The following is a 16,178-nucleotide window of genomic DNA, read 5'->3' on the forward strand; positions in this document are numbered from 1 at the left end:
ACCAATGCTTAAAAACATAAAAGTTTTATCATAAAGATTTTTTAATTCCAATTATAAGTTTTATTTTTGCAGACCTTCAAAAGGAAAAAAATAGGGTCGGATGGCCGAGTGGCTAGGCTGAGGTCTGCAAAACCTCCTACAGCGGTTCGAATCCGCTTCCGACCTCGTTTTATTTTAAACAATAAAAATATTATCAAAATGGGAGTTACACGTTTAAAAAGAAAAGATAGAAGAAATAAAACTGTTTCACGTGTTGAAGTTCAGTTCTTGAAATTAGGAACTAACGTAGAGTTAGGTTCTAGATCAAAAATGAAAGCTAGCAACCAAATCGTTAAAAACGATGCTATCTTAAATCAATTAGCTTCAGAAGCTAAATAGTAAGAAGAATTTAATAGCCTTTAAAGTACTACTTTAAAGGCTTTTTAATAGGTCCACCATTTGGTGGACTTTTTCTTTTGAGCTCATCCACTGTGCTTCATCCATTCCATTGACCTGACTCTGGTTAAACTCCATCTTCGAACCATGCAGCTCTTTAGCTGAGCTATGTATTGCAACTGCACCAGTTTGCGCTAAAATATGAGCTATATTAGCTGCATCGACACCTGCACCAGGCATAATTACAATACGGCCATTTGCTTGTTGAACTAACTGTTTGAGTAATGGAGCTCCAGCTAAAGCAGAATTTTGCAGACCAGATGTCAAAATACGATCTATCCCCAGTTCAATGACATCTTCCAATGCCTGAAAGGGATCTTCCACGCGATCAAAAGCTCTATGAAAGGTAACATGCATGGGACGCGCAGCTTCCACCAATCGCAAAGTATTCACTTTATCTACCGTACCATCTGCATTCAGCATACCTATTACAACACCATCTATCCCCAATTCCTTGCACAACTGAATATCTGCTATCATTTCTAAGATCTCGGTCTCTGTATAAAGGAAATCACCTCCACGCGGTCTGATAAGCACATGAATACCAATATTCACCAATCTCCGCACTAACTGCAACTGACCAAACGAAGGTGTAGTCCCTCCATTTTCTAAATTTTGACAAAACTCTACCCGGGTCGCTCCTCCTTGTTCGGCTTCAATTGCTGATGCTACGGAATTTGAACATATCTCTAATTGGTAATTTCCAATTGCCTTTTCCTTCATTATATTATATTTTAAGCTATTTTTCGTTTACGCGAATAACGTAAAAAAAAAGCAAATAACCTACTCCCCTAACTATGGTCAAACTAGTATAAGCTTTAGAAAAAACGCCAGTTAAAAAGATACTTTACCTGCAAGGTAAATTTTGCTTCCAGACAAAGATCTAAAGCTTTAGCTTATAATGCGGCACATCTACTTTTTTCCACTTCCAATCTGGTCCTTTCGAAGTGCTCGTCCGATCTGACAGCTCCCTTGAAGAAGGTGGATCTAAGAAACGCTCCCGTTTGATATAAGTTGGTATTTGGAAGCCAGGCGATGTATTTAGCGTTTCAAAACATTCCCGCGCGAGTTTCATAATGTCATTCCGATTTTCTGCATTGCTTTCAATTCGACTTCCTATATAAGATGCCGGACCATACAATTGCTCATAAATAGCTGAATCTTCAAAAGGTTTGAATTTCAGACGCATCATTATTTGCACCAATAGAGCATACAGATCGTTGTCCGTTGGTGTCAGAACCAACTTATCCAACACCTTTGGTATTAACTCCCACATCATCAATTCAACCGCTAAATCTTTGATATTTTCACCAATGAAATCGAGTGTAGGCCACATCTGGTCTACATATCGTACAACAGAATCTCTATTTCCATGCAAAGCAACCAACTGTCTATTGCTCCAATATTCCAGCGGTATGTCCCTTCGATAAAAGACTCCAAATATATGTTGACCTTTCAACCGCCCCAAGGAACCACAATTTTGCATCTCAAACTCAGGTACAAGCATACAGTAACTAAACATATCACGCGTATTTAGCGTTTTAAATGTTTGTACGGAAAGAGAATTCCATAAAGCAGGATAACGTTCCCTATCCAAACTATCTTCTCCTGACACCAATCTATATACGTAATAGTCTTTCAGTAATATTCGCAAGATTGCTTCACGACCACTAAGGGGATAATTTCTAGACTTAATCTTCCCCATTCTTCCGAGATACCTGGGCAACTGATCGTTTATAAATTTTGTAGAATCTTTCAGCTTATATTGGCCATGACACATGGGCAAGGTGCATACCAATAGCAGTGCTAAAAACAGGACATAGGACCTCCTCTTCTTAAAGAAATCAACAAAACTAGATGCTAACATAGTTAATACATTTACACTGTATTGGCTGCAATACAGCATATTAAATATAACTAAAATTAAATAGTATTAAATAAATTAGGTTTCAAAAAAAATCTACGATTTGAAAACGGCACCAAAAACCGAAAAAACTCAGTTCCGTTTTAAGCTCAGTCTCTTCTTTTATATACAAAAATCATAACCGAATTTTAGACATGTAAAACATTCGGCTGAACTATTTGTATATACCTTACATGCTTTTATTTAAATAACTAAAAACCAAGCGCATACATTTTTAAGTAAAATATCATGGCAATTATATCAAAAAACATGGAGACCCAAGAAAAGATCATCAGTACTTTTGAAGAGCTCCAAAAAGCTATATATGACCTGAAACATCAAATTGTTGAATTTGAATTGCTTTTTAATCAGGCTTGCAACAGACATATTGACTCCAATTTCCAAAAGGAATGGTTGCTGGACCGAATATCTTCACGTCATGATATGATTACACTTCGACATGATGCCATGCTGCTTATTCGGGACACTGTCTCTGCGTTCCGGGATTTCGACGGTTATTTTCTAGATCTCAAACAGCTACTCCAATCGATCGAGTTACTTATGCTGAACCATGCCGATGAGGAAGAGTATGAAATTGCAGCTATTATCAAAAAATGGTATGAAAAATTTGCCCAAGCGATTGATTTCGTTGGTGACTTAACCTATTAAGTCGCCGTTTTATTATACTTTTGCAGCATTGTAAAATATTGAGAAATGCGCAAACCACCAGCTATCGTAGACTTACACACCGACACCTTTCTTGACGATTGGGAAGATTATTCGCCAGAGGAGCTCTTACAAGAATCCATTGATTTTATGCGATCTAATCTAGATGCAGCTATTTATTGGGAAATGAACGAAATAAAGTTTATTCATGGCAAGGGAAAAGGAATGTTAAAAAAAATGGTTTTTGAAGAGCTGCAAGAGTACAAGGCTCACGGCTCCATTGAACGCTATTACACCTCCTACCAGAATGAAGATATTGTAGTCGTTGTCATAGGGATTTAAAAAGGCTACCTTTTCAGATAGCCTTTGTATCATGTTATGCTATTTAATAGCTGGAGTAATAATCACTTTTCGGAATTCCACGGGACCATGATCCCCTTGGAAATAAATTGGTCCCGGCTCTGCCTCTTTACTATCCAAAGCACCGCCCGTTATACCAGGGATTTCTTGGTTACTGATAACAGTCTTTCCGTTTGCCACAACCGTCACTAGACGTCCTACCAATGTAATATCATAGGTTTGCCATTCTCCGGCTCCTTTATTGACCATTTCATTTGCAGCTAAGAAGCCGTATACCCCTGCGAAAAGCACAGCATTAGGATGTGCATCCTTGGGACTATCTTCAATCTGAACCTCATAACGACCTCTCAAGTAAACCCCACTGTTACTTCCTGCTGGAATTTTAAATTCAACATGTAATTTAAAATCTTCAAATTTTTGCTCAGAGACCAAATTAGAACCAGATTGCGGGCTAGTCAAAATTCCGTTTTTCACCACCCACTGATTCGTTTTACCGGTAGCTTTCCATCCTGACAGATCCTTGCCGTTGAACAGCTGAATGGGCTTACCCCATTTTACTGCAGCTGTTCGCTTCAGCTCCGGAGCACGAACACCTTTAAAGCGATATGTTTTCCCATCAGGCTCTGTTATTGTCCCTTGCAATACACCGTTTACAATCTCTCCTTCAACACTTAGATTCATCTTTCCGCCTTCCCATTGAGGTGGGATGGCAAATCTAAACTTTCCTTTCTCATAAAACACCTGCGAAACTGGGCGAGCACTTCCGGAAGTACTCACATAATGACCGACTAAAGTTCTATAGCCCGACAATTTTACCTCCAACCAGGATGGTGCAGGGGTACCATTAATATCAACTTCGATGTCCCATCGACCAATCAGCTCTTTGCCTTCTACGTCTTGTTGATAATGACTGGATTCTCCGATTGAATGTTTAGCAAAGGTTACTTGCGGTAATGCACAAGAGGCCAAAATTCCTAAAAGAAATGCCGCTTTTCTGTTCATATTATTTATGTTTATATTCTAGTTGACAATAAATTTCAAGCAATTTAACTGTTTAACAGCGGGTTTACAAGGATATAATGTTAAAAAATGCGAAGAATGCACCCGGCCGTAAGTTCGCCTTAATGCCCTGAAACAAAAAAAGCCCTAACTTTCGTTAGAGCTTTTCTCGTCGGGGTGGCAGGATTGACTCAGCCGCACTTTCCCCAAACACAACCCTGAGCCTCCTACGGATCGAACCTACTAATATCTTCAAGGTCGTAGGTTCGCACCCTGCCCTGAAACAAAAAAAGCCCTAACTTTCGTTAGAGCTTTCTTAGTCGGGGTGGCAGGATTCGAACCTACGACCTCCACATCCCAAATGTGGCGCGATACCGGGCTACGCTACACCCCGAAAAGGTATCACCTTTGTTTTGTGTGGCACAAAAGTAAACTAAAAATATGTTTTTTTCAAAAATATTCTTCACATAACACCTAACAAGCTGACTTATTGTAAAATAATTTAAAAAACATTTAAAACACATATCGATTTCGATCCAAAATAATTTTAAAAACCAGCATGACTGCCCTGAATAGCGAAGTTAACGCTTAGCTAGCTGAAATAGTAGGATTGGCACGCCCTGACTGAGTCTCCTCCGGATCAAACTAAATAATATCCTAAAGGCCGTAGGTTTGCCTTCTTGCCCCAAAACGAAAAAAGCCCTAACCTTCGTTAGAGCTTTTCTAGTCGTCTTCCCAGTACAATTTTCGAACCATTTTCTAAATGATTTAAAAAAAATAGCGCTTTCTCAAGAGCTATAAACATCCGGGACGATTATATTTTATAAAGCTATCCTTGAGGAAAAACGCTTTGTTTTTTCGTTTTTGGTTGTGCAAATGTAGCACTATTTAACAATACTGTGCAAGTTTTTTTTCGTTTTGTTTAATAAAATAAACAAACAAATCCTAAAGCGCCTAATTTTAAGCATCTTATAAGTTGAAAATTATTTACAACATTTTCAACTTATAATGCTTTTCACTAGTTTTCCCCTATTTCTTCAATTAATATAAACCTTTTTTTTAATCTTAAGAAGGGTTATCTGTTTATGCTTTTCCAAAAAACAAGTTGTTTCCGACCAGTTGTATTTCAACAATTCTTCATTATAATAAATAGCTAAATAGCGATTGATGAAGTCGATGTTTTTTAAACTTTCATTGGTTTATAAAATTATTTGGTTTGGTTAATATGGCATATAAAAATTTAATATATTTGCCTCGCTATTTATATTAAGACTAAATAAGCTATGAGATTATTTTACATAAGTATTTCGAAAAAATCATTTTTCGCATTTTTATATATTTTATTATTATCCTATTCTAATAATGTTTTGTCGCAAACAAAAAGTTTAATATCTGGAACAGTATTAACTTCGGAGGGAAAACCAGCCGATAATGTTTCCGTTTATTTATTAAACACTAGTTTTGCAACAGCAACAGATGATAAGGGCAATTTCGAACTAAAAGCCCCTATTGGTACTTATTCTCTAGTGATTAAGCAGATTGGAGCTAAGATAGAGCAACAATTTATCGAAGTCAAAGAAGGTGTAAATAAAATACCTGCTGTTGTACTAAACATGAGTATTACGGATTTGCAGGAAATAAGCATTAGCAGTGGCCGGATAAATAAATTTACTCGGAAAAGCAGTCCTTATGTGACTAAAATGCCCCTTAAAAATCTTGAAAATTCACAAGTTTATTCAAGTATTAGTAAGGAACTTTTAAAAGATCAGCAAATCAATAACCTTGATGAGGCTCTTAAAAATGCAGCCGGTGTCAGCAAATCTTTCGAATCTACAGGAAGAGCTGGTTCAGGAGGTACAACGTTTGTTTTGCGAGGTTTTGTTACTCAAAGTAAATTGAGAAATGGTCTTGCGGGCAATATTACTACAGCAATTGATGCTGCGAACGTGGAAAGCATTGAAGTATTAAAAGGCCCATCAGCAACTTTATTTGGTAATTCAATGAGTTCATATGGTGGGTTGATTAATCGTGTAACTAAAAAGCCATTTAAGTCTATGGCTGGAGAAGTTGCCTATTATACCGGAAGCTATGGCTTAAATAGATTAACAGCTGATTTTAACACTCCGATAGATTCTTTAGGTAAGTTATTATTCAGAATGAATGCTGCTTACAATGCCCAAAATGGTTTTCAGGAGAATGCGTTTAGAAAAAGTTTCCTATTTGCGCCAAGTATTTCATATCAAGTGAACGATAAATTGTCATTTCTTTTAGACGCGGAGTTCAACCAGTTGCAGAGTGCTGGTAGCCAGTTTTTATATTTTTCCGGCAATACACCTGTTTCGCAATTTGGCGTATCTAATGCTGCAGATGTTAATATCAATTACAGAAGTTCTTTTTCAAGCAGAGATATGATAAAAAAAGGTGAGAATGCGAATGTTTTTGGGCAAATGAACTACCAGATTTCTAAGAACTGGAAATCTCAATCTAATATTAGCTTGACTACTAGTGGATCTAGTGGATCTTCTCCTTATTATTATTTAATTCCAGGAGCTAAAGTAAGGTCTATCACTTCTGTAAAGGCTCCAACAACTCCTACAAAAACATATAATGACGACTTGTATTTACAGCGTATGGTTTGGGAACCTAACGGAACGGATCTCAATATGCAGATTCAACAAAATATCCTTGGTGACTTTAAAGTAGCGGGAATTAGAAACAGGCTGACTGTTGGTTTCGATTATTTACAGGCTAATACGAATATTACTTACAATCGCTTTAGTAACAACGACTATTACAACCCGGCAGGATCAACCGCTGCATTAAAAGGTAGCAAGATGAATGACGTTTTTGATTTTGTAAGTATCACAAATCCAGGACCGGATTATTATAAATTTAACCAGACAAAGGTCGATTCAGCATATACAAACCGTCCCGCAGGAACCACTTTAGTAACCCGATCCAATACCAGAACTTACAGTGCCTTTGTAGCAGATGTTGTTAATATTACCGAAAACTTAAATGCCTTATTAAGTTTGCGCATAGATCGTTTTGTTAACAAGGGAATATTAAATAATTCAACAAACGTTACGTCCGATGGTTATAAACAAACAGCATATTCTCCAAAATTTGGATTAGTTTATCAGATTTTACCTGAACAGGTATCACTATTTGCCAACTATCAAAATGGCTTTGTTAACAAAACAGGAACCGATTTCGAGGGTAAAACTTTTAAGCCAGAACAGGCTAATCAACTGGAAAGAGGTGTGAAATTTGATCTTTTTAAAGGGATATTAAGTGGAAATGTAAGTTATTATGATATTAAGGTGAAAGATATTGTGAGAGCCTATGAATTAAATCCACAATTGAGTATACAGAATGGAACACAATCAAGCAAAGGTGTAGAAATTGAGGTGATTGCCAACCCGATTGCTGGCTTAAATCTAATCGCTGGTTATGGTTATAATGATAGTCGTTATACCAACACCAGCGCAAATTTAGATGGACTACGCCCTGTTTCTGCAGGCCCTAAACAATTAGTGAATTTTTGGATGAGTTATCGTGTAAACCGAGGTGTTTTAGAAGGTCTGGGAGCTGGTTTTGGAGGAAATTATGCTTCGAAAAACTATGCAATTAATACCGTCGCGCTTGGTCAATTTATTTTACCTTCTTATGAAGTTTATAATGCGGCATTGTTTTACGATCAAAAGAAATATCGCATAGGATTAAAAATGAATAACATAGGCAATACCAAATATTGGGTGGGTAACAGCACTATGAATCCTCAAATGCTACGCGAGGTAATTGCCAACATATCCTTCAAGTTTTAGGGATGAGCAATTTTAAAAAGTCAATTTTATTTTTACACCGCTGGCTTGGATTTATTTCGGGCCTTGCGGTTTTTGTTGTAAGCATTACAGGCTGTATTTTCTGTTTTCAGGATGAGATTCAAGATGTCTTATATTCGTATAGAACCGTTAAAGCAGAACAAAAGCCATTTATTAAACCATCAGAATTACAATCTTTAACAATAGCCAAATACCCGAAAGCAAAAATTACACTGGTTATGTTTTATGGACCTGAAAGATCTGCTCAGGTAAGAATATCACAAAATAAAGTGACCAAGTCAGTTTATTACAACCCCTATTCCGGAGCATATCTTCATACTGAGGTAATGAAGGAGAATTTTTTCCTTTTTATTAAAGAAGTACATCTTAATCTTTTTCTTCCTCCCAAAATAGGCAAACTTGTAAACGGAATTTGCGTAATAATATTTGTAGTAATAATGATCAGTGGTTTAATTCTGTGGTGGCCAAAAAGAAAAACAGACCGGAAAAGGAGTCTTACAATTAAATGGGGAGGACGATGGAGACGTGTTAATTACGATTTACACAATGTATTGGGCTTTTATATTACCAGTTTTGCAATTATTCTTGCGATAAGCGGTCTATCCTTTAGCTTTCAATGGGTGAAAAATGGTATCGCTAATGTGGCAAATAATGGTAAAGAATATCCAAAAGATAAAGAAGTTTTTAAATCAGATAGTATTCAAAAGATTAACTTTCCTGATTCGGCATTTGTCATTGACAAAGCTTTTGATATAGCTAGGCTAAAATCACCAAACTCAAATTCTTTCTTGATATTTCCAGGATCAAAACAAAGTTCACCAATTTCCATTACAACATACCCAAAACCATTGCATTTTAGTTACAGTAGTAACTTTTCGTTTGATCGTTATTCGGGGAAACTTCTGAATTTTATTCCTTACAGCTCCAAAAGTCCAGGTACAAAGCTGAATACTTTAAATTACGATATTCATACGGGACAGATTGCTGGATTTTTGGGGAAGCTAATTGCCTTTTTAGTAAGCTTAATCAGTGCTAGTTTACCTATAACTGGCTTAATACTTTACTTAGGAAAGAAGTATAAAAGTAAAAAGAGTTCAGAAAAATCTAAAAAAATACTTTCAAAGGGATCATTAAAAAAGTATTTGAAATTTCTATAAAAAACGTTGATCCATATACAGTTAGTTCAAAACCGTATATGGATTAATGCTATTCTCACTTATCAGTTAAAAAAGAGTCTACAATAGACGGTACTAAGTTTTTGAAATCTATTACTTTTTGTGATTTTCCATCCAACACCGTAGCGTGTTCAAATTGTTGTTCAATAGCAATTTCTTTGAGTGTCCCAAAGATGTTATAGTAAAACAACGTGATTCCATCTTCTAAAGATGGATTTTTGGAAAAGTTCATATTTAGAGATTGTGTTAATTTAAAAAACGCCTGCATGTGTTTTTGTTGAATTGATCTAACTAACGCACGCATTTCTAAGGAAACAGGGTTTAACTGTTCTCGGATAAATAAGAATATTGTTTTAGGATTATCTAAAAAAATGTTCAGTGTATCATTTACAAATGTCTTTAAGTTTTCTATCTCTGGATGTATTGTACTGTAATTATTAATCATCCTATCAATACTTGCATCTAACCGTAAGAGTATTTCATTTAGTAAATTCTCTTTCGTATTGAAATGAAAATTTACCATCCCTAGACTTAACTGTGCTCCTTGGGTGATATCTCGCATAGTTGTCAAGTGATAACCTTTTAAGAAAAAAAGTTGTTCTGCTATTATTAGTATTCTTTCTTTGGTATTCATATTTTTCTGCTTACATAGTATCATCCTGAAACTATCGATTTGATATCGACAGTCATCCGTTTTAATATCTATAATTATTTACTTTTTTTCTTCAGTCAATTTAGACTTTGTTTTATCATATTACAACTGAGCTGAAAGCTTTATTTTTTCACCTTCAGCCCAATTGATTTTTAGAAATAATTCTTGCTATTTTAGCCCTCCACCTACAGCTCTATACAAAGCAACTAAATTTGTTAGTTGTGCTAATTCTGTATTGACACATGCAAGTTCCGCGGATAAGGAACTCTCTCTAGAGGTTAGGACATCTAAATAGTTTGCCATACCTTGAGTTAATAGTTCTTCAGAGTATTCAGAAGCAAGTTTTAAGGATTGGAATTCTTGCTCTTTCAGTACTAATTTATCTTTTGCGCTTTCATAGTTATATAGAGCATCTGAAACTTCTTTAGATGCATTCAACACACTTTTCTTGAAATTCAAATAAGATTTTTCCTGGTTGGCTAAAGCTATTTCATGCTGAGTTTTAATCCTTCTTCCATTAAATAGCGGTTGAGTCAATCCCCCAATAATACTTGAGAACAGTGAGGTAGAGTTGAATAAATCTTCGAACTTGATACTTTGTAGTCCGCCATTCGCCGTTATCCTAAAAGAAGGATAAAAATTACTCTTAGCTACATTTGTCATTTCAAAAGCCTGTATTAATTCTAATTCCGCGGCTTTAACATCCGGTCTGTTCGTCAGCATCTGCAAAGGCACGCCAATAACTAAATCTGTATTAATTTTTTGCTCTGGCAAAGTTGTTCGGCTAATTGATTCTGGGTTCTTTCCTAGAAGAATACTAAAGGTATTCTCTGTGAGTTTAATATTATTTTCGATATCAATTAAGAGAGCTTGAGCATTGTATAACTGTGCCTGAATCTGCTTAACAGCCACTTCGCTTTCCTGTCCAGACTCTTTTAATGCTTGAATTGTGGCAATACTATTTTCTCTATTGATAATTGTCCGCTTTGTGATATTTTTTTGTTCATCCAGGGCTAATAGTTGAAAATAACTCGTGGCAATTGCTGAAATCAATTGGGTTTTTACCGCTTGATGGAAAGCGACAGATTGCATGTATCCTGCAATAGACGCTTTCTTGTCACTTCGAATTTTACCCCAAGCATCAATTTCCCATGAGAACTGGCCTGTCAAAGCATAAATTCCAGTATTAAATGTATTATTTGGATTAACCCTGCCTTGCGGAGAATTATCCGAAATAACATTATTGGTATAATTCATACCAACATTCAATGTCGGCGCATATCCCCATGCTCCTTGTTTCATGTAGGATTGCGCAATATTTATATTTTCTAGGGCTGTACGGATGTCAAGATTATTGTTCAGCCCCTCTTGGATATAGTGTGTTAATACAGTATCCGAGAAAAGTGTTTGCCAAGAGACATTAGCCATTGAGGTGGTATCTTGATGAATTTTATCGGTGCGGTACAGCTGTTCATCCACTACCTCAGGTCTCGTATATTTCTTTGCTACAAAACAGGATTGCATGGTAAATACGATAAGAACACATCCTATAATTTGTGATAAATTTTGTTTTTTCATTATAAATTGTCCTTTCTTTCTATAAATTTCACCGGTTTGATTTTCTCTTGCATGTATTGGAATATGACAAAAAGAACAGGGATCACAAATACACCTATAGCAGTTCCGATTAATAACCCAAATGCGGCTCCTGTTGCAATAGAGCGGTTCCCAACATAGCCTACTCCTTGTGCGAAAACCAACGGCATTAAGCCCAAAATAAAAGCAAAAGAGGTCATTAGAATTGGGCGTAATCGAATCTTGGCACTACTAATTGCTGCTTCAACAATAGATTCACCAGATTTCCGTCTACTAACAGCGTACTCAACAATTAAAATTGCATTTTTTGCAAGGAGTCCAACTAACATAATTAAGGCTATCTGGAAGTATATATTATTTTCCAATCCTGCAAATTTCTGTGCAATGAATGCCCCCATAACACCTACTGGCAGAGAAAGAAGTACTGCAAAAGGCAGTACGTAGCTTTCATATTGAGCAGAAAGTAAAAAGTAGACGAAAATAATACACAAGAAAAAAATGAAAACAGTTTGAGATCCCGCATTTATCTCTTCTCTTGATAGTCCAGTAAAATCAATACTATAATCTTTAGACAAGGTATGTTTGGCAACTTCTTGAATTGCTCGAATTGCATCACCAGAACTAAAACCTTGATTTGGTGCTCCTGTAATATTTGATGAATTGAATAGGTTGAAACGATTTACTGATTGTGGACCAAATACTTTCTTCAGTGATATGAATTGTGTAATCGGGGCCATTTGACCAGTGCTTGTTTTTACATAAATTTCATTTAAGCTGTTCTCATTCGAACGATATTCAGGTAGCGATTGTACCATTACGCGATACTGTTTTCCGAACCGCGAAAAATCAGCAGCATAGATCCCTCCCACATAGCCTTGAAGGGCCGAAAAAATATCACTTACGGAAACGCCTGACTCTTTTGCTCGCGGAATATTCAATTGCAGTTCATATTGTGCATAATTAGTATTAAAGGATGATTGTGCATATTGAATTTCAGGGCGTAGCATTAATGAATCTAAAAATATCTTAGATTTTTCGTCAAAATCAGTAAGTTCACCACCTGTGCGGTCTAGTAATTTCATCTCAAATCCGGCAGCATTACCAAAGCCAGACACACTGGGAGGTTGAAAGAAGATCATCTTCGCATCTTGGAATTTTGTAGCAGCAATTTCGAATAATTTAGAAATAACAACATCACTAGAAAGCTCCGGTGTCAACCTTTTTTCAAATGGATCAAGTTTAATAAGTAGCAAACCATAGTTTGAACCTTGCCCATTAATCAGTGATCTTCCCGCATTCACAGATATTGCCTCAATTCCAGGTATCTGCCTAGCCATCTTTGAAAAATCCTTTTGCAAAGCAGTAACGCGATCCATAGAAGCTCCTGGAGGCAATTCCATATTTCCAATAATGAATCCTCTATCCTCTTTAGGAATGAAGCCAGTAGGCATTGTCTTGGCTGCAAAAAAGGTGACGCCAATTGATAATAACAGAATTAGGCCAGTAACCCATTTATGTTTAAATAAGAACTTAAACGAACGACCATATTTTTCGGTCATTTTATTAAATGCAATATTGAATGCAAAAAAGAAACGTTGGAAAAAATTCTTTTTTTGACCTTCTTTTTCAATGTGTTGTTTTAAAAAAACCGCACATAAAGCAGGGCTTAATGTAAGGGCGTTTACAGCTGAAAGTACGATTGAAATAATCAGAGTTATACCAAATTGCTTATAGAACACCCCTGTTGGTCCGGTAATAAAGGTAACAGGAATAAATACAGCGGCCATAACCAAAGTGATGGAAACAATAGCCCCTGAAATTTCGCTCATTATATTAATACTAGCGGTTAACGCATCCTGTCCCGTATGTTCCATTTTAGCGTGAACTGCTTCAACTACAACAATGGCGTCATCCACAACTATACCGATGGCTAAAACAAGAGCAAAGAGCGTCAGCAAATTTAAAGAGAAACCGAAAACACTTAAAAAGAAAAATGTTCCAACTATAGCAACTGGAACTGCAATTAAAGGTATAAGTGTAGACCTAAAGTCCTGTAAGAAGAAAAACACAACTATAAACACTAAAATAAATGCTTCAATTAAAGTATGTACTACTTTACTCATAGAGGCATCCAAAACTGTGTTGGTATCCATTAGAACATTATAACCTATTCCTTTTGGAAATTGATCGGACATGTGTTCTAATGATTTGTGTAGATTTTTGATAATCTCTTGTGCGTTGGATCCTGGAGTTTGATTGATAGACATAACTAATGCCGAATGACCATTAAACTCTGCATGGGTAATGTACGACTGTGCTCCTAATTCTATTTTAGCTACATCTTTCAGTCGTAATAAATGTCCATTTCCAAGGGCCTTAATTACAATATCTTCGTATTGTTCTTGGGTTTTATATCTTCCGCCATATTTTATGACATACTGAAATGCTTCGCCGTTGTTTTCCCCCAATTGTCCTGCAGCAGCCTCTAAGCTTTGTTCATTTAAAACACTTACAACGTCTGATGGAGCAAGACCATATGCCTTCATTTTAGCTGGGTTAATCCAAATACGCATGGAATAATTGAGTGCCCCAAATATTTGTGCATCACCGACACCTTCAACCCTTTTTAATTCAGGAATTACATTTATATTCAAGTAATTCTGAATATAAACTCCATCATAATCTTTGTTGTTTGAATAGAATGATAAAAACATTAGGGGACTGGAAAGTTGCTTCTGTGTTGTTACTCCGGTACGATTTACCTCACTAGGCAAAAGAGAAACGGCACGGGATACACGATTTTGCACATTTACTGCCGCAATATCTGGATCTATCCCTTGTTTGAATATAACTTGGATGTTTGCACCACCATCATTACTGGCAGTTGACATAATATAATCCATACCTTCCACACCGTTCACTTGTTCTTCGATGGGAATTATTACGCTTTGAATCACTGTTTCAGCGTTGGCACCTGGATAATTCGCTAAGATCTGAATAGATGGAGGAGCGATATCTGGATATTGAGTAACTGGAAGTCCTATTAAACCTAAGACTCCCAGTATAAGAATGAGAATGGAAATAACAGTAGACAATACTGGTCTTTCTATAAAAGTCTTTAACATACTTAAAAAGTTGGTTTGATTGCTTCGTTAATTAATTTAAAATCGATGAGTTGAGGTGTAATTGGCATGCCATTGCGTAGAGTACCCAAACCTGTTCCAACAATGGTTTCACCTTTAGTGATACCACTGTTGACAATTACCAATTTATTTACTCTTTCGATTACTTCAATTTTTACTGTTTTAGCAGTATCTTTTTCTACTTTGTATACATATACCTGTCCTTGTTGTTCAAAAGTGGCCGATTCGGGAACGACAGTTACATCAATGTATTCTGTTGGAATACTTATTGTCCCACTATTACCATTGCTTAGGATTTGGTCGTTATTTACAAATGAAGCCCTAACTTGTACAGAGCCTGTACTTTGGTTGATCTGGCCTGTTATGGTTTCTATCTTACCAGTGTAAGGATAAATTTTCCCATTGACCAAGGTGAGTGTTACCATAGGTAAATGGCTTAATTTCTCTTTTATAGTCTGACCTTTTGTGCTTTCTAAAAAGTTGAAATACTCTTTTTCTGTCATTGAAAAATAAGCAAACATTTCGCTATTATCGGAAACGACAGTGAGTGGTACGGGATCATTAGGACTAACCAAAGTACCTTTTCGATACGGAATAGCACCGACTATTCCATCAATGGGACTTTTCACAATTGCATAGTCAATATTTGCTGTAATACTCTTGTACTGCGCTTTAGCATTTGCAAGTTGACTTTTTGCACTGCTTAAGTCAGCCTCCGCAGTTTCTAATTGAATATTGCTGATAATTCCTTTCCTAACAAGGGGCACTAATTTATCGTAATTTACCTGAGCAACCCTCACTTGGGCTTCAGCAGTTCTGATAGTTGCTTTTGCTGCATCAGCATTCTCGTTCAGCATATTAGTTTCAAGCCGAAAAAGAGGCTGACCTTTTTTAACAATGCTTCCCTCGTCAACAAAAACTTCAAGAATGTATCCTGAGATTCTAGCACGTACATCACTAGTGACTTTTCCTTGTAAAGTTGTAGGATATGAGATTTGCGATTTAACAGTCTGAGTTGGAACTTTTACCACTTGATATTCTTTTGGTTTTGGAGCCGCTTTCTGACCGTTCTGACTACAAGAAGATAATCCAATAGATAGCAAGAGAATGGCAAAAGAACCTACCATTTTACAATTTATTTTACCAAATATGTTCGCTTGTAATACTTCATTTACTGATGTATTTCTATAGTCAATCAATCCATGTTTGGATAATGATTGGATGTTATGGAAAACCTGAACTATTCTCTCATGAAAACGCCGGTAAACTCTTATTGATAGCGCTTTGAAAAATGGAGAATTTGAACTATTAAAAACTCGAAGGTTTTCATTTTTTACCTTGAGAGAAGCATTAATGCTTTTTGGTAAATACCGCTTCTGAATAACGATTGTTTCTTTCATACTT

Annotated in this window: 12 protein-coding genes and 2 tRNA genes; 6 read left to right on the forward strand and 8 right to left on the reverse strand. The window is 36.2% G+C overall.

Going from position 1 to position 16,178, the window contains the following annotated elements; genetic code table 11:
- The first annotated feature begins 94 nt into the window (after positions 1-94).
- Together IQ31_RS14005 and IQ31_RS14010 are read left to right on the forward strand one after the other, a co-directional pair.
- Positions 95-165 (forward strand) — tRNA-Cys (locus IQ31_RS14005).
- Between the two features lie 33 nt (positions 166-198).
- Positions 199-378, forward strand: a complete 180-nt coding sequence (locus IQ31_RS14010) for a hypothetical protein (protein WP_046671880.1) — start codon at positions 199-201, stop codon at positions 376-378.
- A 33-nt stretch (positions 379-411) separates the two neighbouring features.
- On the opposite strand, the gene IQ31_RS14015 is transcribed toward IQ31_RS14010, so the two are convergent.
- Complete coding sequence (locus IQ31_RS14015; RefSeq protein WP_145328340.1) at positions 412-1,158, reverse strand: copper homeostasis protein CutC; 747 nt, start codon at positions 1,156-1,158, stop codon at positions 412-414.
- 160 nt (positions 1,159-1,318) lie between these two features.
- On the reverse strand, positions 1,319-2,302 hold the full coding sequence (locus IQ31_RS14020; RefSeq protein WP_145328341.1) for a hypothetical protein: 984 nt from the start codon (positions 2,300-2,302) through the stop codon (positions 1,319-1,321).
- A 285-nt stretch (positions 2,303-2,587) separates the two neighbouring features.
- On the opposite strand from IQ31_RS14020, the gene IQ31_RS14025 reads away from it, so the two are divergent.
- Both IQ31_RS14025 and IQ31_RS14030 read left to right on the forward strand, forming a co-directional pair.
- A complete protein-coding gene (locus tag IQ31_RS14025; protein ID WP_075994119.1) occupies positions 2,588-3,007 on the forward strand; it encodes a hypothetical protein in 420 nt (139 codons plus the stop codon).
- 45 nt (positions 3,008-3,052) lie between these two features.
- Positions 3,053-3,346: a Smr/MutS family protein gene (locus IQ31_RS14030; protein ID WP_145328342.1), complete on the forward strand. Its 294-nt coding sequence runs from the start codon at positions 3,053-3,055 to the stop codon at positions 3,344-3,346.
- 39 nt (positions 3,347-3,385) lie between these two features.
- Here the strand turns inward: IQ31_RS14030 and IQ31_RS14035 are convergent, their stop codons facing one another.
- Positions 3,386-4,366 carry a 3-keto-disaccharide hydrolase gene (locus IQ31_RS14035; RefSeq protein WP_088162900.1) on the reverse strand — a complete coding sequence of 327 codons (981 nt, stop codon included), beginning with the start codon at positions 4,364-4,366 and terminating at the stop codon, positions 3,386-3,388.
- Between the two features lie 317 nt (positions 4,367-4,683).
- Positions 4,684-4,757 (reverse strand) — tRNA-Pro (locus tag IQ31_RS14040).
- 889 nt (positions 4,758-5,646) lie between these two features.
- Here IQ31_RS14040 and IQ31_RS14045 point away from each other — a divergent pair.
- Positions 5,647-8,190, forward strand: coding sequence for a TonB-dependent receptor (locus tag IQ31_RS14045; RefSeq protein WP_145328343.1), 2,544 nt, complete (start codon positions 5,647-5,649; stop codon positions 8,188-8,190).
- Between the two features lie 2 nt (positions 8,191-8,192).
- Positions 8,193-9,365: a PepSY-associated TM helix domain-containing protein gene (locus IQ31_RS14050; protein ID WP_145328344.1), complete on the forward strand. Its 1,173-nt coding sequence runs from the start codon at positions 8,193-8,195 to the stop codon at positions 9,363-9,365.
- Positions 9,366-9,420: 55 nt separating this feature from the next.
- On the opposite strand, the gene IQ31_RS14055 is transcribed toward IQ31_RS14050, so the two are convergent.
- From IQ31_RS14055 to IQ31_RS14070, 4 genes are all read right to left on the reverse strand, one after another.
- A complete protein-coding gene (locus tag IQ31_RS14055; protein WP_158638882.1) occupies positions 9,421-10,017 on the reverse strand; it encodes a TetR/AcrR family transcriptional regulator in 597 nt (198 codons plus the stop codon).
- Positions 10,018-10,203: 186 nt separating this feature from the next.
- The gene (locus IQ31_RS14060; RefSeq protein ID WP_145328346.1) at positions 10,204-11,613 is read right to left on the reverse strand and encodes an efflux transporter outer membrane subunit; all 1,410 of its coding nucleotides are present in this window, start codon (positions 11,611-11,613) and stop codon (positions 10,204-10,206) included.
- Positions 11,613-14,756, reverse strand: coding sequence for an efflux RND transporter permease subunit (locus tag IQ31_RS14065; protein WP_145328347.1), 3,144 nt, complete (start codon positions 14,754-14,756; stop codon positions 11,613-11,615). Before IQ31_RS14065 ends, IQ31_RS14060 begins: the two co-directional genes overlap by 1 nt.
- Positions 14,757-14,758: 2 nt before the next feature.
- Positions 14,759-16,174, reverse strand: coding sequence for an efflux RND transporter periplasmic adaptor subunit (locus IQ31_RS14070; RefSeq protein ID WP_208734258.1), 1,416 nt, complete (start codon positions 16,172-16,174; stop codon positions 14,759-14,761).
- Positions 16,175-16,178: the final 4 nt, after the last annotated feature.

Source organism: Sphingobacterium siyangense, from assembly GCF_007830445.1.
GTDB classification, from domain to species: Bacteria; Bacteroidota; Bacteroidia; order Sphingobacteriales; family Sphingobacteriaceae; genus Sphingobacterium; species Sphingobacterium siyangense.